The 18,947-nt window shown below is 68.0% G+C and carries 16 protein-coding genes and 1 pseudogene; 9 read left to right on the forward strand and 8 right to left on the reverse strand.

Annotation, left to right across the window (positions count from 1 at the left end):
- Positions 1-24: 24 nt before the first annotated feature.
- From H4687_RS30365 to H4687_RS30390, 6 genes are all read right to left on the reverse strand, one after another.
- A complete protein-coding gene (locus H4687_RS30365) occupies positions 25-1,449 on the reverse strand; it encodes a glutamine synthetase family protein (RefSeq protein ID WP_167358677.1) in 1,425 nt (474 codons plus the stop codon).
- Positions 1,449-2,981 carry an amino acid permease gene (locus tag H4687_RS30370; protein WP_046912640.1) on the reverse strand — a complete coding sequence of 511 codons (1,533 nt, stop codon included), beginning with the start codon at positions 2,979-2,981 and terminating at the stop codon, positions 1,449-1,451. The genes H4687_RS30365 and H4687_RS30370 overlap by 1 nt, the downstream gene beginning before the upstream one ends.
- 79 nt (positions 2,982-3,060) lie before the next feature.
- Positions 3,061-4,065: a hypothetical protein gene (locus H4687_RS30375; protein WP_046912639.1), complete on the reverse strand. Its 1,005-nt coding sequence runs from the start codon at positions 4,063-4,065 to the stop codon at positions 3,061-3,063.
- 211 nt (positions 4,066-4,276) lie between these two features.
- On the reverse strand, positions 4,277-4,471 hold the full coding sequence (locus H4687_RS30380) for a hypothetical protein (protein WP_046912638.1): 195 nt from the start codon (positions 4,469-4,471) through the stop codon (positions 4,277-4,279).
- Positions 4,471-4,911, reverse strand: a complete 441-nt coding sequence (locus H4687_RS30385) for a hypothetical protein (RefSeq protein WP_046912637.1) — start codon at positions 4,909-4,911, stop codon at positions 4,471-4,473. Before H4687_RS30385 ends, H4687_RS30380 begins: the two co-directional genes overlap by 1 nt.
- Positions 4,912-5,020: 109 nt before the next feature.
- A complete protein-coding gene (locus tag H4687_RS30390) occupies positions 5,021-6,259 on the reverse strand; it encodes a helix-turn-helix domain-containing protein (protein ID WP_046912636.1) in 1,239 nt (412 codons plus the stop codon).
- A gap of 419 nt (positions 6,260-6,678) precedes the next feature.
- Here H4687_RS30390 and H4687_RS30395 point away from each other — a divergent pair, with 419 nt between their 5' ends.
- The gene (locus tag H4687_RS30395) at positions 6,679-7,407 is read left to right on the forward strand and encodes an HAD family hydrolase (protein WP_046912679.1); all 729 of its coding nucleotides are present in this window, start codon (positions 6,679-6,681) and stop codon (positions 7,405-7,407) included.
- 17 nt (positions 7,408-7,424) lie between these two features.
- On the opposite strand, the gene H4687_RS30400 is transcribed toward H4687_RS30395, so the two are convergent.
- Both H4687_RS30400 and H4687_RS30405 read right to left on the reverse strand, forming a co-directional pair.
- The gene (locus tag H4687_RS30400) at positions 7,425-8,069 is read right to left on the reverse strand and encodes a DUF6886 family protein (RefSeq protein WP_063778502.1); all 645 of its coding nucleotides are present in this window, start codon (positions 8,067-8,069) and stop codon (positions 7,425-7,427) included.
- Positions 8,070-8,204: 135 nt separating this feature from the next.
- A pseudogene (locus H4687_RS30405) lies at positions 8,205-9,674 on the reverse strand (LacI family DNA-binding transcriptional regulator); the annotation flags it as partial.
- Between the two features lie 547 nt (positions 9,675-10,221).
- Here H4687_RS30405 and H4687_RS30410 point away from each other — a divergent pair.
- Genes H4687_RS30410 through H4687_RS30445 form a run of 8 tightly spaced genes read left to right on the forward strand, consistent with a single transcriptional unit; the run spans position 10,222 to position 18,947 of the window.
- A complete protein-coding gene (locus tag H4687_RS30410) occupies positions 10,222-11,583 on the forward strand; it encodes a glycosyltransferase family 4 protein (RefSeq protein WP_050399609.1) in 1,362 nt (453 codons plus the stop codon).
- Entirely contained in the window at positions 11,580-12,572 is a 993-nt protein-coding gene (locus H4687_RS30415) for a D-2-hydroxyacid dehydrogenase (RefSeq protein WP_046912635.1), read from the forward strand. Before H4687_RS30410 ends, H4687_RS30415 begins: the two co-directional genes overlap by 4 nt.
- Entirely contained in the window at positions 12,559-13,680 is a 1,122-nt protein-coding gene (locus tag H4687_RS30420; protein WP_046912634.1) for a radical SAM protein, read from the forward strand. Before H4687_RS30415 ends, H4687_RS30420 begins: the two co-directional genes overlap by 14 nt.
- On the forward strand, positions 13,677-14,777 hold the full coding sequence (locus H4687_RS30425; RefSeq protein ID WP_046912633.1) for a hypothetical protein: 1,101 nt from the start codon (positions 13,677-13,679) through the stop codon (positions 14,775-14,777). Before H4687_RS30420 ends, H4687_RS30425 begins: the two co-directional genes overlap by 4 nt.
- 15 nt (positions 14,778-14,792) lie before the next feature.
- The gene (locus H4687_RS30430) at positions 14,793-15,605 is read left to right on the forward strand and encodes a radical SAM protein (protein ID WP_046912632.1); all 813 of its coding nucleotides are present in this window, start codon (positions 14,793-14,795) and stop codon (positions 15,603-15,605) included.
- 23 nt (positions 15,606-15,628) lie between these two features.
- Positions 15,629-17,356: a carbamoyltransferase C-terminal domain-containing protein gene (locus tag H4687_RS30435; protein ID WP_046912631.1), complete on the forward strand. Its 1,728-nt coding sequence runs from the start codon at positions 15,629-15,631 to the stop codon at positions 17,354-17,356.
- Complete coding sequence (locus H4687_RS30440; protein WP_046912630.1) at positions 17,353-17,958, forward strand: HD domain-containing protein; 606 nt, start codon at positions 17,353-17,355, stop codon at positions 17,956-17,958. The genes H4687_RS30435 and H4687_RS30440 overlap by 4 nt, the downstream gene beginning before the upstream one ends.
- Positions 17,955-18,947 (forward strand): glycosyltransferase, encoded by a 993-nt coding sequence (locus tag H4687_RS30445; protein WP_107082285.1) that lies wholly within the window; start codon positions 17,955-17,957, stop codon positions 18,945-18,947. Before H4687_RS30440 ends, H4687_RS30445 begins: the two co-directional genes overlap by 4 nt.

The following is an 18,947-nucleotide window of genomic DNA, read 5'->3' on the forward strand; positions in this document are numbered from 1 at the left end:
GGTCCTTTCGGGGAGGAACGGCGGTCAGGCGCGGGCCAGCCACCGACGCCGCTCGGCGTCGGTGACCAGGCTCCGCTCGTGCTCCAGTTCCAGTTGGGCAAGACGGGTGTAGTGCTCGACCACATCGGTTCCGAAGGCTTTCTGCGCGAGGGCGCTGTTCTGGAAGAGGACGAGGGCGTCGGCCAGGGTGGGCGGGACGGAGGTGCCGCCCACCCGGTAGGAGTTGCCCGTCTCCGCCGGACCGGGGGTGAGTTTCTGTTCGATGCCGTGGTCGATGGCCGCCAGGACCGCGGACAACGCCAGGTACGGGTTGGCATCCGCCCCCGGCACGCGGATCTCCAGATGGAGACCCTCGCCGTGGCCGACGACGCGGACAGCACAGGTGCGGTTGTCGTAGCCCCAGCTGAACGTGGTTGGCGCGAACGAGCCAGGCGTGAACCGCTTGTAGGAGTTGGTGTTCGGGGCGTAGAGGGGGACCAGCTCCGGCAGGCCGGCGAGCAGGCCCGCGATGGCGTGCCGCCCTGTCTGGGACAGTCCACCGCCGGGCTCGTCGAGCTGGCTGATGGCCTTCGACCACAGCGACACGTGGAGGTGCAGACCGTTGGCACGGCCGGTTTCCGGGGCTGCCATGAAGGTGGGCGCCAGTCCGGTACGCGAGCCGAGGGTGCGCACCGCGTGCTTGAAGAGCAGGTGCCGGTCGCAGGCGGTGAGGGCAGGCCCGTACGGGAAGGTCACCTCGACCTGGCCGGGACCGGCCTCCGTCTTGATCGCTTCCACAGGCATTCCGGCGCCCGCGAGCGCGCGCTGAAGGCGGCGGAAGAACCGGTCGGAGACCGGATCATGCTCGAGGGCGTAGTCCAGGTTCTCCGTGGCCACCGGCCGTAGGCCCTGATATCCGGCCTGCTCCGCTTCCCCGTATGTCCCCCTGTAGAGGACGAACTCGGTCTCGATCCCCGCCTTGGGGTGCAGCCCGTGCCTGGACAGCCGGGTCAGCTGCTGGTGGAGAACCTGGCGGGGCGCGATCTCGATGGGCGTTCCGTCGTGGGTCACGGCGTCGCCGAGCACGACGGCGGTACGCGGATGCCACGGCACCACCCGCAGGGTCGACAGAGCCGGCTGCACGGACAGGTCCTGAAAGCCGGTCTCCCACGAACTCAGCGCGAAGCCGTCCGCCGGGCTCATGTCGACGTCAGTGGCCAGGACGTAGGCACACACCTCGGCGCCGTGGTGCGCGACGCGCTTGAGGAAGTGGTTCGCGTCGTAGCGCTTCCCCTTCAGCCTCCCCTGCATATCGGGGACGGCGAGCAGCACCGTGTCGATGGCACCCGCTTTGACGAGGTTGCGCAGGTCCGACAAGGAGAACGCCTTGTCGGGGCGCCCGCTCCGCTCGGGTCCGGAAGCGACAGCCAGACGCGCCACGGTGCTGTCGCCGCTCGTGGTGCCCGGCATCAGACGACCTCGTCTTCGTACGCGCTCGTCGAGCGGTCGAAGTGCTGTGCCGGCACTTCGTACGAGCTGCCCTTCGCCCGCCACCACCCCCAGGCCAGGGCGAGGACCACGAGCAGAGCGACCGGCGCGTAGTTGAAGGTCTCCACCGACACGAAGCCGCCCTTGGCGGGGCGCGTCTGGGGCAGACAGAACAACACCGTCACGAACGCCACCCAGAGAACCGCGATCGTGCCCACGATCACGCCCCAGTTGCCGAGGTTCCACGGTCCGGGCCGGAACCGCCGGCGGTTCTTGACGCGCAGGAAGATCGGGATCGCGTAGGCCGGGGTGATGCCGACCACGTTGATGCTGGTGATCGCCGCGTAGGCGACCGGGCTGTACAGGCTCGGCAGGGCCAGCACAGCGGCGCACACCACGGAGAGCAGCACCGCCATGCGCGGGGTGCCGGTGCGACGGTCCACCCGTCGCCACAGGTGCGAGCCCGGCAGCGCCCCGTCACGCGAGAACGCGAAGACCATCCGGCTGGCCGCGGCGGTCTCGGCGTTGCCACAGCACAACTGCGCGACGATGACGACCAGGAGCAGTGCCTTCGCCCCGGCCACTCCGAGCGCGTCCAGGAAGATCTGCGCCGGCGGCACTCCGGTCGCGGTGCCGACGGTGCCCGTGTAGTCCTGGATCGCGAAGGTGAGTCCCGCCAGCAGGACGAACCCGGCCAGCCACGACCAGCCTATGGAATGGATGATTCCGCGGGACGCGGACACCTGGGCGTCGGTGGTCTCCTCCGACAGGTGCGCGGAGGCGTCGTAACCGCAGAACGTGTACTGGGCCAGGAGCAGACCCAGCACGGCCACGTAGAGCGGGCTCGACCAGCCCGTCTTGTTGACGAACTCGCCGAACACGAAGTCGGCGGACCGGTGGTGGGAGGGCACGATCGCGAGCGCACCGACGATCACCGTGACGCCGGCGAGGTGCCACCAGACGCTGATGCTGTTGAGGATGCTGACCAGCCGGACCCCGAACAGGTTCAGGGTGAGATGCAGGGCGAGGATGCACAGGAAGATCGCCATGATCCTGCCCGGCGTCGGCTCGAACCCCCACTGCAGGTTGAACAGGGCGCCCGTGAAGAGCGCGGCCCCGTAGTCGATGCCGGCGATCGCGCCGAGCAGGCCCAGCAGGTTCAACCAGCCCGTGTACCAGCCCCACTTCCGCCCGCCGAGTTGCTCCGCCTGGTAGTACAGGGCTCCGGAGGTCGGGTAGGCGGAGGTCACCTCGGCGAGCGAGGCGCCGATGAACATGACCATGGCACCGACGACCAGCCAGCCCCACAGCATCACCGACGGGCCACCGGTGTTCAGGCCGAAGCCGTAGAGGGTCATGCAGCCGGACAGGACGCTGATGACGCTGAAGGAGATCGCGAAGTTCCCGAACGGCCCCATACGTCGGGTGAGCACGGGCTCGTAGCCCAGTTCGCGCAGGTAGGTGTCATCGGACTTCCGTGGTGTCGCGTGGCGGTTCGGACTCAGACGGGACATAGATCGGCCTCCAGGACTCGGAGAAGTGGGCAAACTAGACAGGTTCATGCCAATAGGTTGTTGTGGTGGCGGCTGTAGATCACGGGTGCGGCCCGGCGCGTGGCCTACGGGTACGGGCATAGGAGAGGGACTCGGCACGCGCCCGAAGGAGCAGCGCCTCACCGGGATCCGGCCCAGCGGCTCCGTCATGCACCGATGCCCATGGCTCACGAGCCGCGTACGAGCCCATCGCCTCGAACACCTCGGCGGCCTCCAGGTATCGGTGTCCCGCCCACAACGCGTATGCGAGGAGGTGTAGATCGGCCACCGAACGGTGCCCGACGGATGCCTTGTGGAACCAGTCGTGGAAGGCGGTCAGTGTGTAGTCGAGCGTCGACTCCTGCGCCCACTGCCGCCGCCACAGCGGATCGGCGCGCGACTGTCGTCGCTGCTCGACCTGCGCGTACGCCGGCAGAAGCAGCAGCGGCGATCCGACCGGTCGCTGCGAGGCCACGGACCGGCCGAAGTCGAAGACCGCGGCCAGCGAGGCGCCTGACGGCCCCTCAAGACCGAGCATGCACTGTGTCACTCGGTGGTAGGCCTCGCGGTTGTACGGATCACGCTGGTTGACCTCATAGAGCAGTCCCCACGGGCCGCTCGGCAGCATCGGTTCGGCGGACGTCACGCGATGTTCGGGCCGCAGTTGGCGGGTGTCGACCTGGGCCAGGGCGACAAGACATACCCACGGCACGGGATCGTGGGGCGCACGACGGGCCGCCAGCAGCGCCGCACGCCGCGCTCGCATCTCGAACTCCAGGGTCTGCGGGTGGCGTTGGCGATGGGCACGCAACGCCCTCTCGACGGCGACACGTACAGCCATCAGCTGCGCGTCGTAGCTGTCGGGCTCCTCGGCGACCCACACGTCGACGACGTCCGACCGGGCGGCTGCCACGGCCAGCAGCTGGGTGCGGGCCGTGCGCAGTGCCCAGTGCGTACCCGTCTTCCAGAGCAGCTCCCGCGACTGCCTCCAGCGCCCCGCCTGCAGTTCGACCAAGGCCACACGAAGGTCGTCGTCGTGACCTGCCGGGTGGTAGACGAGACGCATCAGAGTCCCTCGGAGGGAACCGTGTGCCGTCGGCAAGCGGGGTCGGGCCAGTTCCTCAGCTGCGGGCGGACCGTGGGGGTTAACGTGCTCTGCGAGCTGGACGGGAAGGTCATCGGGAGCCTCTGGCAGGTTGGAGGGAGGGCCGTGAAACGCATGAAGGCGGACCGTCGGCCGAGCGGGGGGATGGGCCTCGCACGCCGGTTTCAGCTCGCTAGAAACGGATCTGTCCGATCATGTCGGCGACGCCGGTCATGAACCGGTTGATGCTCGGGGCCATGGAAGTACTCGCCAGGAAGAACCCAAAGAGCACACAGACGATCGCGGGACCGGGTTTCACGGACTTGCTGCGAATCAAAACGACCACGACGATGCCGAGCAGCACCACGAAGGAGATACTCAGAGCCATCAGGAGGCCACTTCCTCCGCGGGCCCTCGCCGCTCCCGGCGAGCCTGACTCAGGGCTCGGCGCAGAGCATCGGGCCGTGTCAGCGATCGCGGGCCTTGGGGGAAGACGTGCCAGTGCATCCCCGGAGGCGTCGTGCTCTCGGCGGACGGCACGACGACGTGGCACTTCTGCCCCAGCGCGACAGTACCCGGTTCCTCCCAGCGGGCCGCGGTGCCCACGGGAACCAGGAAGTACAGCCGGGGCTCCGGACCTCCGTGGTCCAGGATCACCGGGCCTACCGGTTCGTCACCCTCGCCGAGGATCTCGATCGCGCGTCGGCCCACGGCCTCCACGGCGCGTACGGCATCCCACCACTCCCCCGCCGAGCACAGCTCGGGCTCCTCGCCGATAGGCATCCAGCGCGGCGGGTTCGCACGGGCTGCGGGATTGTCGTCGGACATGGAAAAGGCCTCCTCACCACTGCGTGTGAAGAGACCATTCCATTCAGCAAGGTGCCCTGCGCGGACAGTCTGTCCGTGGGGTCCGTTCGCCAAAGTCCTTGACTGAGGCTCAGGTTGTGCTAATGCCCGTCCAACTACCAAACGCGGAAAGCTCGTTGGAGGGATGGGCGTCCATCCTCAGCAGTGCGGCGGTCGTCTCGCGAACGGACGGGTGGAACCGCGTGTGGTTGGGTGCGACCTTCCGTGCGCGCTTGAGGTCCGCGAAGGCACCCTCCCGGTCGTTCTCCGCGAGCTTGGCGGACGCCACGTCGATGAAATGGTGGCTCGACCGCTCGCCGACAGTCGTGATGGGCGGCGCCCACTCGCCGCCGGGAACCGAAGACCACTCGGTGAGGCGGGCGAGGGCCTGCTCCGTGTCGCCCGTGTCGATCATCGCGTGCACCTCGTGGATGCGGATGTTCGTCGGGCCGAAGGACATCTCGTACGCCAGGGAGTCGCGGTTGCCAGCCATGGCCGCGACCTGCTCCGCCTCCCTCAGGTAGTCGTCGGCGCGATCGGCGTTGTTCTCGCGGGCTTCAAGAACGGCAAGCTTCAGCAGTAGCGCGCCGTCGACGGCGAGCGAGTCCTCCGTGAAGGAGCGTTCGGGCTGGAACCGCTCCAACTCGGTCCGCAGTCCGAGGAGCTTGCGGCGCGCCGGCGAGTACGCGCCCTGGCGCAGCATCGCTCCGGCGACGAGGTAGCCGGCGGTGAACTGCAGCAGCGGATCGCCGGAGCGGTCCGCTGCCCAACGGACGCGCTCCAACGCCGTGTTCGACAGATCGTGGTGACCCATCTTGTGGGCGAGGGAGTTAACGGCGCGATAGGCGCGCGCCAGGTGCCAGAACGCCTTGGCCCGGTCGCCGTTGTCGCCGCCGAGGGCGACGTGCGTGAGTTCGGTGATGATCGGCGGCAGCAGGGGGCCCATCGGGGCGTAACGGGCGTCACGGCGCAGGGCCGCCACCTGGTCGACCTCCGAGGCGAGCACGGGAAGCGCCCGCGGAGCGACATCCAGGTCGTCGGGGCTGTCGTAGCAGAGCAGGAGACGGCGGAGCTCGGGTATGACGGCGTGGACGCCGTCCTCCGCCTCCGGCTCGCCGTAGTACGGCTGGCCGGTCAGGACCTCGGGGCCGAAGCGCAGGGCCTTGGCGAGAGCCAGCACCAGCGAGGGTGAAGCCTTGCGCGCGCCCGACTCCAACTTCTGCACGTAGCTCGGGGAGACCGCGATCTTCTGTGCCAGTTGGGCGGCAGACAGTTTCCGTGTCCTACGAGCGATACGGAGACGGTCTCCCAGCGTCAGGTTTTCACTCATCGGTGGACCTGTCCCTTCGCGATGAAGCACTTGGATCAGAGTACGGATAATGTCCAAGCCTGCGCCCTTGGTCGCCAACTGTTAACAGAGTCGATGGCCCTGCGCCCACGACGTGGATCCGCGGCACGGGCCCGAAGCGGTTTGTCGCTCCCTCCTGACCCTCCGATCGCATGAACGAATCGAGGCATATCGCCACGAAGTGGGCGAGAGATGAGTAGGTTTGTCGCCATCTTGTCAATAGGTCGGCGTCGAAATACCTACGGACAGTTTGTCCGCGCGAATTCCGCAAGTGCCCGAAACCCGCCTTCGGTATCCGGCTGCAGACAGTAGCCAAGCGCTCACGTCGACATGATGGACGGGCGTGACCCACGTACGCTCGCCGCTCCAGAGTGGTCCCGGTCAAGGGCAAGGAGTCGGGAGTGGCTGAAGCCGAACGGTCCCTCGTGTTGTGGGACATCGACCGCACGCTGCTGTACGTCGGTGAGATCGATCGGCAGGTCTACCGCGAGGCCTTCGCCGAGATCGTTGGGCGCCCCGCGGAGCGCCTTCCAGCCCGGGGAACTGGCGTCACCATGCCCCTCGCGATCCGATCCCTGCTCCTGGACAACGGCGTGTCGGCATCGGACGTCCCCCAACTGCTGCCGCGCCTGGTCGAACTCCTGCCGCAACGCCTCGCCGCGCATGAGGAAAACCTGCGCGAGCAGGGCGTCCTCATGCCCGGTGCCGTGTCGGCGCTGAAGGCGGTGCACGAGCAGACGCATTGCGTGCCGACCGTCGTCACAGGGAACCTCAAGCCCAACGCACTGTTGAAGCTCGAAGCGTTTGGCCTCGACGACTTCCTGGACACCGAAATCGGCGGGTACTCCTCCGACGACGAGCACCGTCCTGCTCTCGTCGCCGTCGCGCAAAAGCGAGCTCAGGCCAAACTCGGGGCAGCCTTCACTCGATCCAACACCGTCATCATCGGAGACTCCCTCGAAGATGTCCGCACAGGAGTTGAAGGCGGCGCTTCGGTGATTGGAATCGCGTCCGGCAAGACCACGGCTCGTGAACTGGCCTCAGCGGGCGCCGATGTGGTGCTCGACAGTCTCGAGGACGTACCGCAGCTCTTGGAGGAGATCACGACAGTGATCTCCTCCAAGAGCTGACGGTCAATCAATCATGGCTACGACTCCCCGCGCTGCCGCGTGCTCTCGTCTCCCCGCCGTTCCACGGCTCCTCCACCGGAGCGCGACTGGCCGAGAAGCGTTCGCGGTCGGGCCTCGGGCCGGTGTGCGGGGTGCCCGAGGGAGTTGCGCAGCCGGATGCCGTTGAACCCGCACGTGCTGGAGGTGATGGTCTCCCAGTACGGCCACAGGATGTCCAGAACCCGCAGCTGGATGCCGGCCTCGGCGTGCAGGGCAAGGAGGTCACCGACGGGCTCGGGTGGGCCCAGCGGCTGGACGGGTTCCTCCGCCACGTGGGCGCGTGGGACGGGCTCCCCGATGGGTCGGAAGGGTGTGGAGTCGAACCGGTAGGCGTAGAGGCGAACGTCGCGGATCTCCTCCAGCCAGTCGTACTCGATCGCGTGTACTCGATCTCCCCCGCCCGGGCCGATGATCCGCTCGCGGTCCGACGGGGACGTGTCGGGTGTCATCCATGCCATCGCCCGGGGACACTGCTTGGGGAACCAGTAGTCGGGGGAACGGACCGCGTCGACGGCCCAGACAAAGGCCCCCCGGTCCTTCGACGTCGGGGAGGCGCGCGGGACGAAGCGGGTGATCGTGGGATCCTCGGAGAAGTGCAGTAACTGTCCAGGCTCTGGCCGCATCGGGGCATCGTAAGTCCCCACGCGCGGTACTCGCCTTCCGCGTTTCCAGGCGCACCACTGCGACGCACCAGAACGAGCCGCCGGGTAACCGGTACAGGAAGCGCCGAGCGTCAGGCGCAACCAACGAGATCCGCTTCAACGACTCCGGGCTGGGCCCCTCCATCGTGATGGGCGGCAGGGTGCGGATCGATGGCAGGGCGACCGCACCATGGACGCGCGTCCCCGTAGGAGATCGTTGAGCACGCGCACCGGAGAAGTCGGGGACAGGACCAGTCGGGCGTCGAGCGCTGCCTCCCACTGCCCGGTCAGCCCGACCATCAGTCGTTTGCGCATGCCGGGCGTGACGTGGGCGTAGCGCGCCGAGACGGAGCCGTCGATGTGGCCCATCCTCTGGTCCATCAGGACCCGCTCAGTGCCGAGGTCCTCCATCACGGTCCGGTGGGTGTGGCGGAGGCCGTGGGGTGTGAGGCCCTTGGCGATCGGGAGCCAGCAGGCCTCGGCCCGATCGCTGGCCGCGCGGCCTCGGGCCGGGACGCCGGGCCACGGCTCTCCGAGCAGGGGTACGGGGCGGGCCGGCTGCGGAGCCTTCTTCGGGTACCAGCCGGAGACCGCAGGGGTGAACAGCCACGTCGCGAAGCCGTTTCGGCGCCAGTGGGCGGCGTGCTCTGGCACCGCACCGCCGCGCACGAATCCCAGGTCTGCGATGGCCTGCTCCACCCTCATCCGCTTGGCTTCGGTGACGCGGTCGGGGTGGTTGAGGACGTTGGACACCGTACCCGCGGAGACTTCTGCATGGCGTGCGACGTCGACGAGTTTCGCGCCTTGGTGGCCGCTGCCGCGAGCCGCGCCCTGCCCGCGGAAAACATAGGTCTTGCCGTGACACAGGCAGGGTCTCGGCTTCGTGCGGGTGACGTGGTTAGCGACCAGGGCCGACAGCCAGTCCATCGAGTCGATGGTCCGGTAGCTGTCGTCCTTGGGCGGGCAGCGCACCAGCTCGCCGGTGTCGAGTTCGTACAGCTGCCACTCGACACGGACGGAGCTCGGGCGGGCGAATTCCGTTTCCAGGCCGACGATTTCGCCCCAACGCATGCCGGTGTACCCCTTCAGGACGACGGCGACGAACTCGTCATCGCGGCCGGCGAGCAGGGCGGCGCGTTCGGCGGTCAGTAGGATGCCGAGCGCGTCGGTGACGACCTTCTCCGGGCCGCGGTTGCGGGAGCGGCCGGCGCGCTTGCCGCGTCCGCGCCGTCTGGCAGCTGGGTTGGTCGTGATCAAACCCTCGTAGATCGCGTCTTCGAAGATCACGTGGAGTGTCGAGCGCCAGGTTCTGACACTGGAGGCCGCGTAGACGGCCTTCTCCTTTTTCTCCCACAGGTCGACGTCCGTGTGCAGGATGCCGGCGAGCGCCTTGTCCTCGAAGGCTGGGAGCAGGTGCTCCTCGATGTGGCGCTTGTAGTTCTGCATGGTCGAGGCGGCCAGGTCCTGTGCCTCGTACCAGCGGTTCGCGTATTCGCCGAAGGTCTCCTGGCCGAGTGCCGGGTCGGGCCAACCACCGCCCCGGCCCTTGCTCTCGGCGACGGCCGCGGCCCGTCGCACCTCGCCCTCGTCCCTGGCGATTCCGAGCGTGAGCACCTACGTCCTCCTCCCGCGCGAACTTCATGGCTCACGCAGGCTCCCCGCGGAACTCCAAGGTCAACTCGACGCGCCGGAGAAGATCACGCGAAAAGACCGCCCAAGGTCACACGAAGGGTGCGGAGATCAGCCGAGCAGGTTTGCTGGCGGTTTCCAGCACTCTCTGCCTTCGGCCTGCCGAGTTCGTCCAGGCAGCCCGATAGGACCTCGTCGCGCCTGCGGAGCGCATTCGCGCGGGGTGGCGGGCGTACGCCCGAGCAATCCCTACCGGCCCGAAGCGATCATTCAGGACCTCGGTAACCCTCAACGCTCCGGGAAACAAAGCCTGTTGCTGTCAATAGGTCGTCGGCGAATTCCTGCGGACACTTTGTCCGCTCGTCGCACTCGCGGAATGGAATCGTCTCTTCACGCTCCGTTGCGCGAATCCCCGACGGACCGCACCACCAATGCGCGACCCGGGTGCCTCTCTACCCGAGCCATCGCTCTCCCCCCGCCTATCCCGCACTGGAGGAGTCTTCCCATGGCAACCCGTACGCGCAGTTCAGACGACGTAGCCTCCGTTCCGACCGCCAACACGGTCCCCCTCCAGCGTCAGCGAGGTACCGAGGGAACCGTCGAGCCGGCCGCAACCACGATCTCGCCGAAGATCGCCGTCGCACTGCATGACGGCTACTACGGGTGCACCTCGGGCACGGGCTTCAGCAACAGGGCCTTCCTTGAGGTACTCGCGCGGACGCTGCCGCGAGGACGCCTCCTGGTCATGCCCGTTCACATCTCACGCTCCGACCCCAGTTACGACCCCGTGTGGGGAGCCGAGACGGAGGAAATGCTGCGGCAGGCCGGGGCCAAGGTCGTTCCGGTTCCGGGTGGCCGAGCGGCGACCGCCACCCTCGCGGGCTGCGAAGCACTGTGCGAGCAGGTCACGGAAGCCGCCCGGGAACGTCTCGCCGACGCGCCCATGGCCCAACTGATCGGCCTGGATATCCCCTTCCTCGGGCTCGGCCCCTATCGGCGCGCCGATGATCCGTTCAGCCTCCTTCTCCTGCCTCGGTCGACGAGCGAACTCGCCTCCCCGGAGGACCGGCGACGCATCCGATGGGAGCACAAGGGGCTGACAGCGGCAGTGCGTGGCGGTGCACGCGTAGCCTCCATCTCGCACCACATGCGCGGCCATCTTGAGCAGGTCTACGGCGTCCCGCGGCACGTGGTGGTCGATCTCCCCAACGGCCTGCTCCTGAGCGACCACGAGGACATGGCCCCGGCTCCGCTGCCGCCGCAGGCCGAAGCGGGGTTCCTGCTGGCCATGGGCCGGGCGGTGGAGAGCAAGGGCTTCGAGGACCTGCTTGAGGCCGTCCGCATCCTCGGTATGCAGGGCGAACGGGTGCCGCACCTCCTACTCGCGCCCACGACGCACACAGAGACTCTGACCGGCTACCAGCAACGACTCCAGACGATGGTCCGCGACTACGCGATCGACGCGACGTTCCTGCCGCGGTTCTCCCCTCAGTACCGCTCATGGCTGCGGAGCCCGGCCCTCCGTGGAGTCGTGGTGCCCTCCCGAGCCGAACCGTTCGGGAGGATTCCTCTCGAAGCCTTCGCCTCGGGGGCCGCGCCGGTAGTGGCGACTCGGGCGGGCGGGCTCATGGAGACCGTCGTCGACGGGGTGACCGGGTTCACGGCGGAAGCTGGTGACCCCATGGACCTCACCCACGCGATCAGGCGGGCGCTTCACATCAGCGCCCAAGAACGTGAGCAGATGCGTGAACGCGGCAGGGCCCTGCTCATGGCCCGGCACGACTACGAGGCCACGATCCACTCCTACCTGCGCCAGTACGTCCCTTGGGCGATGGCCCTCAGCGCCTCCTCGAGGAGTGGAGCGTGACAACCACCGCGCTGGTCGCCATCAATTCCCCTTACCCTTTCTGGCGGTTATCCGATCGGCACGCCGGACAGTTACGGTCCGCCTTTCCCGACGTCCGCTTCCTGATCGCCCACGAGCACGACGTCCCCGTCGAGATCCGCACCGCTGACGTCTATTTCGGCTGGTCCTTCGACGCCGAGTGGTTGAAGACCTCCCCACGGCTCCGCTGGACGGCCACCCCGTCGGCCGGCGTCGATCACTGGCCGGCCGCCGCGCTCGATGCCGCGGGCATCACGCTCACCCGCGGGTACGGCTACCACGGGAGGCCGATGGCCGAGCACGCGATCGGCCTGCTTCTCGGATTCTCGCGGGGCCTGTTCACGAGTGCACGACTTCAGACCTGGTCCGTCTGGTGGAAGGACCTCCTCGCAGACAGCTTCTTCGACCTCTACGGCGAGACGCTCACGATCGTCGGCTGCGGCTCCGTCGGCCTCCGCCTCGCGGAGGTGGCGCAGGCATTCGGAATGCATGTCATAGGAGTACGCCGCAGCGCTCCTCGCTCCGAACCCGACGGGATCGAATGGGTGCCGGCACACCGCGTTCGTGAAGCACTCCCGCGCTCACGCGCCGTCGTCAACCTGCTTCCCGCGACCGACGAGACGCACGGCTTCTTCAACGAGAGCACCTTCAAGGCGTGCCACCCCGGGACGGTCTTCATCAACCTAGGGCGGGCCAGCACAGTCGACCACGACGCGCTCCTCGGCGCCCTCGATCAAGGCCCGCTGGTCGGCGCCGCCCTCGACGTACAGCCGCGTAAGCCGCCAGCGCTCGACGATCCGCTCCGCCACCACCCGCGGATCGTGCTCACACCGAAAAGCGCCGTCTTCAGCCACGCCTACATGGACCAGGCGGTCGCCTTCTTCGTCGACAACCTCCGGCTTCACCTCGCCGGCCAGCCCCTCAACGGTGCTGTCACCCCAACCCACGGAGGGACACATGCCCCCCACTGACCAGCAGTCGTCCAGGAACGACCTGTTGCGGCGGTTCGCCGAGTCGGGCCGGAACCATCCCTACCTGGCATTCACTCTCAACTCGATCTGCAATCTCGACTGCGTCTTCTGCAAGCCACGGTGCATGCCCGACTACGGGCACAAGGACAAGACGCTCACCGTCTCCGACTACGCGGGCATCGCGAACGAGGCCGGGCTCTGGGGCATCCGCAAGGCGCACTGCTCAGGCGGGGAGCCGACGCTGCGTGCCGACATCCTCGACATCATCGGAGCGCTCTCCGACGGGCTCGGCGACGAGGCGACCGTCGGCATGACCAGCCACGGCAACCTGCGCCGCGGCCTGACCGTGGACGAGTTGCACAATGCCGGGCTCACGTACCTGAACATCAGTCTGCACAGCCTCGATCCCGCACGGTCTACCGAGATCATGGGCGGCGGCGACCCACGAGTCGCCCGCGCAACGATCGGCCGCGCACTCGAACTCGGCCTCAAAGTCAAGATCAACTGTGTGCTCCAGCGGTCGTACCTGGACGACGCCTTCGGTGTCGCTGAACTCGCCAAGCGACTCCCCATCGCCGTACGGCTGATCGAACTGCAGCGCATCGGACCGGCGGAGGCGCTGTTCCCCACGGAGTTCGTGTCTGAGGCGGAGGTCCGCGAACGCCTCCACGCCTGGTTCGAGAAGGCCGGCGAGATCTCCCGGACCGAGTTGGGAGTGCGAAGCCCGGGCCAGTACCTGCGGCCGCCCGGCTGGGCGGGCTCCATCGGGTTCATCTCCAACTCCTCCTGCGCCACCTGCTCCGACGCCAACCGCATCAAGGTCACGCCCACCGGCATCGCCCGGCCCTGCATCCTGCACAACCGCGACATCGCCCTGAAGCAGCACCTCGCGGACGGCACCATGGCCGACGCCTACGCCCACCTCTTCAACGCCATGCTCGAACGGGACAGCAACGAGGCCTGGCAGGGCTTCCACTACGTCGACTACGACCTTCGCTGGGACCGCATGGAGCGACCGCAGGGCGTGCCCGTCCTTCCCTTGCTGCCCGTGGCCAGCGGTACGGGTGGGGGCTGCTCACTTCGCCGACCCGGAGGTGAATCCGAGTGACCACGGCTCGTTCCACCGCGTCGTACGCGCAGCTCGGCGTCGTCTACGCCGAGCAGTTGGCCGCCCAGGACGTCACCGCGAGCATGCTCACGCACAAGTGGCAGGCCGACGACCTCATCGCACCGCACTCGGACATCGACATCCGCGTCGTCCTCGACGAGACCCCTGCCTCATGGTGGGAGTGGAATGAGCGGCTGGCCACCGCCCACCACCGGGCGGTACTCCTGGATCCATCCCACAGCCGACTGCTCGAACATCCACCCGGGTTCGCGTTCACTACGGGCGAGCTCGATCGGAACCAGGTGTCACCAGCCGAGACCTCCACCTGGAGCCTGGTCACGGGCAGCGCGGCCACTCTCGGGCGGTGGCAGTCCCGTGCGCAGATGATGCCCTGGAGCCGCGCGGACGAGAGGTTCTATCGCGGGATCCTCGACGCACGGATCGGAGGCCGCTACCAACTCGACAAGGACAGCGCCGACAACGTCCACCACGACCTCGACGGCTACCGAAGGCACTGCGTCGCCTGGCACTACGTGGCGCCGTGCTGGTTCGCGTCGGCGGCCCTCGCCACCCGTACCCGCGGCCCCGGGAAGACGGCAGCCCTCAGCCAGTGGCATCCTGGCGAACTCGAGGTCCTTGCCGAGGCGATCCTCCGCCTGTCCGCCACGTCCTCGGATCCGGAGCCTTCTCCCACGCAGCTACTGCGCTCGGCCCACGTCGCCGTGGACGCCGTACTGCGACGCACACCGCGCCCCAGGCCGCTGCCGGAGGGGTCGGAAGCGGAGGCGGAGGCCTGGACCACCACCGCCGGCATGCTCCGCGTACGTGCCGCACGCTGGATCTACTACCTGGATCCTCCGCCGGAGACCGCGACCGGCTACTTGATCGCTCGCGAGGAGAAGGAACTCCGTTCCGCCAGGAACACCTTGACCCGCCTCGCCGACCGGACCTCCGGTGACGACGCGCTGCTCGTGAAGGCCATGACGGAGCTGCTGCCACCAGGCCCGACCACGGCGAGCACCCTTCACGACCTCCTCGCCCTGTGGAGTCGTCACCGCTCCGTCGTCGAGGACTTCCTCTCCGCCCACTCCACGTGACCAAAGGGGCTCTCCATGACGTCCTCCGTGCTGTCCAACGCGCAAAGGACCCTCAAGACCGCGAAAATCAAGATCACGACCAAGTGCAACCGCCACTGCGACTTCTGCATCTTCGCCGAAGGCGGCCAAGGCGAGAACATGCCGCTGGACACGTTCAGGCAGGTCCTCGACCGCCTCGGACAGATCCCATTCCGACAGCTGCACATCAACGGCGGAGAACCCACCGTCCACCGCGACTTCAGCGAGCTCAGCGGCCTGGCCCGTGACTGCTTCCCGGAGCAGATCATGGTGCTCGGCTCCAACGCGATCACCCTGGCCCGCAACGAGCGCCTCCTCCAGGCGACCCTCGCGCACTACGACCAAGTCCTGATCGGCTGCGACGAGGAGCACGACAACTACGACGAGGTCAGCGCCGTCGTCCCCGTACTCCGTGACGCCGGAAAGACCGTCGTCATCAACAGCGTGCTGGAGGCCATCGCCCCCGACCGCCTCAGCCAACTGGCCGCCCTGTGCGACGAGTACGGCGCCATCCACGTCACCAACCACGTCCACCACATCGACGTCGGCCAGCCCGCCAACGATCTCGGCGGCCTCTGCGACCGCAACGTCGACCAGCACCTCATGATCGAGGTCGACGGCGACTGCTACCGGTGCTTCAACGCCATGGCCAAGAACGACAGCGAGTTCACGGTCTGGGACGACGACTTCGCCACCAAGGTCTTCGCGCCGCGCCGCGAGCACTACGACTTCTGCCTGAAGTGCCATGAGTACAGGGACTCGGGCCTTCAGGTCGTCCCCTCCCTCGCCCATCGCACGGCTTCCGTCTGACCACCCTCTTCCCGGAGGTCCCCATGCCCGCAGCGCTCGGTCTGAACTTCCACCACGACACCTCCGCCTGCCTCGTCGTCGACGGGCGCATCTACGCGGCCGAGGAAGAGCGATGGAGCGGCGTCAAACACAACCGCACCACACGCAAGGGCATCCTCAGCACCCCCACCCATGCCCTCGACTGGTGCCTGCGGTCCGCCGGCATCAGCGTCGACGACATCGACCACGTGTGGACCCCGTCCATGCGGCCTTCCCCCCGGCATGGATCGTGGGTGTCCACGGAACAGACCGAACTCGCCGCCCTGCTCCCCGAGACGCTCGGGCAGCGGCTGCAGCTCATCTCCCACCACACCGCCCACGTCCTGGCCGGCTATCTGCTCTCCGGCCAGGAACACGCCGCCGGACTGGTTATCGACGCGGGCGGTTCCGTCCTCGGCACGGACATCGCATCGGGACGCGAACGGATCACCGGCTACGACCTGACGCCGGACAGCATCGACCGCGTCCACCAGGTCGCACCAGCCATCGCCCCCGGCCCGTCCGGACCCGTGCGCACCCACCCGTCCCTCGGCCACTTCTACCGCAACCTCGCGCTGCGGGTGATTCCGCCAGGCAACGAAGTCGAGGGCAGCATGATGGCCCTGGCCGCGTTCGGGGATCCGGACCGCTACTACAAGGAACTCCGCGACCTCGTCCATCTCGGCGAGCACGGACACGTACACATCGTGGCGCCTTGGGGCTCGTACGACGCCGACACCCCGCTCAGGATCGAAGGCACCATCTGGACCGCGCGGTCTGCCGACTCGAAGCCGCTGGACACCCGCGCCGACCTGGCCGCGGCGGCACAGCGGGTCTTCGCAGAGGCGGTCATCCACGTGGCCCGTCATCTGCGCCACCTCACGGCCGCCCACACACTGGTCTTCTCCGGCGGCTGCGCCCTGAACTCCCATCTCAACGGCACCCTCACCGAGGAATCCGGCTTCGAGAACCTGTTCGTCGCCCCGGCGCCGCACGACGCCGGCACCGCGGTCGGCGCCGCCCTTTACGCCTGGAACTACATCCTCCGACAACCCCTTCTGCCGAAGCCCGAGGACGCCGACTGGGGCCCGCTCCCCGGTCCGGTGCCCGACGGAGCGCTGGCGGGCGGCTACCGCAGCGTCTCCGGCCTCGGTGAACGGCTGATCCCCACCGTCGCCGCGCTCCTCGCAGACCACCACGTCGTCGGCTGGGTACGGGGCGGCATGGAGTTCGGGCCGAGGGCCCTCGGTCACCGCTCGATCCTCGCCCACCCCGGCAAGGCGGAAACCAAGACCCGCCTGAACGCCCTCAAACAGCGAGCCGACTACCGCCCGTTGGCGCCCTTGGCACTGGCCGAGGAAGCCGACGCGTGGTTTCTCGGCGACGGCGACCCGTTCATGAACCGCGTCGTACGCGCAAGGCACTGCAAGTCCGACCGGATGCCCGCGGTTGTCCACCACGACGGAACCGCCCGTCTCCAGACCGTGGGCCGAGGGCACTCGGGCGTGCGCCCGCTCCTGGAGGATTTCCACCGGCTCACCGGCGTGCCCGTCCTCCTGAACACCTCCCTGAATTTCAAGGGAACGCCCATCCTCCGCACTGCCGAGCAGGCCGTCACCGCCGCGGTCGAGCTCGGTCTCGACGCCTTGGTCGTGGAGGACACGCTGGTCCTCGCCCCACATGTGCGGCTCGACACGGCCCTGACGGCCCCCGACGGAACGGACCGCGCATGACCAGTACCCCCGCCGTGACAGACGAACTCGGCTTCAAGGACTGGCCGGAGCCGGAACGAGCACGTGGGCGGCTCGCCGCGATCCTCGCCACGACGGTCTACGCCGGTCACGTCCGTGACCAGGGATCGCCCTACATCAACCACCCAGTGCGCGTCGTGACCGTCCTGAAGGACGAACTGGGTGTCACCGATCCCCAACTGCTCATCCTCGGCTTGCTGCACGACGCGCTGGAGATCGCGCCGTCGGCTGAGCGCCTCATAGCGTCCCAGCTGGGCCCAGCCCTCACACAACGGCTGCGTTCCATGACCCCCGATCACCGGCTGGAGCAGCGCCCCAAGCAGCCGTGGGACTCGGACGTCTGGCACAACAAGATCAGGTGCCTCGGCCCGGAGGAACTGCTCATCCGTCTCGCCGACCGCATCGACAACCTGCGCGACCTTCGACACTCGCCGGACCCTGACCGCCGGGCGCGCTTCCTTGACAGCCTGACCAGCACCTACCTGCCGCTCGCCGAGGCGTCCCGCGATGTGAGTCCACCACTACGAGCCGCGTACGAGGTGCTCCACGCCGACTACCGACAGCAAGCGGAGGCGAGCAGGTGACCCCAGTCGTCCACTCCATGTCGCCGCAGGGCCGCACCGGAGGCCGCGTCTACCTCCGCATGATCCATGAGGTCACAGCCAACTCGATCGAATGGCGCACGGTGCCGGACTACAAACGCACCTACACGGTCCGCCGAGGACGGAAGGTGCGCCACCTGGCCCGCCTCGCCCCCCGCGTCCGCGAACTCAGAGACGAGCCGGGCGCGTTCCTCTGGGACGACCTGAGCATCCTGTTCTTCACCCCGGAGATGCGGGCCCGGACCGTCTTCGTCTTCCACCACTACGAGCCCCTCCAGTTTGACTCCTGGCCCCTCGAACCGCTGCTGTGGCGCAGGCTCTTCGCGGTTCTGCCCTTTTGCCGTGCGGTGGTGTGCGTCGCCCCATCCTGGGCGGCATTCCTGAGGGAGCACGGAGTGGACAACGTCCAGGTGATCTACAACGCCTTCGACCTCGCCGAGATCGACGGAGTCCGCGGCATGGACCCGGCCGAAAGTAAGGCCCGCCTCGGTCTCCCGCAGGACGAGATCATCGTCTACGCGGGCAAAGCTGTGCACTGGAAAGGCATCGAGACGGTCGCCACGGCCATCGAGGGCGAACCCGGGCTCCGTCTCGTGACCACCGGGAGCAACACTATGGGCTCCCCGGGACTCCACTTCGACCTGCCTCGTCCCCGGTACCTCGAACTGCTGCGGGCCTGCGACGTCGGGGTCTTCACCCCGCGCATGCGGGAAGGGTGGAGCCGGTGCGCCGCAGAAGCGCTGCTCCTGGGCATGCCGTGCCTCATCCAGCCGATCGCCGGACTCGGTGACCTCGCGCGTCTGACCGAGCAGCCGCCCCTGGATCCGCGTCGGCTCGCTCAGCAGATACGGGATCGGGCGGACGCTGCGCCCGCCGAGTCGAAGACCGTGTACGAGACGCTGGCTCGCTTCGACACGACGTACTTCCGCGACGCATGGTCCCGCCTCCTCGCGCAGGCGGCGGGACCATGA

Source organism: Streptomyces stelliscabiei (genome assembly GCF_014873495.1).
Lineage (GTDB): Bacteria > Actinomycetota > Actinomycetes > Streptomycetales > Streptomycetaceae > Streptomyces > Streptomyces bottropensis.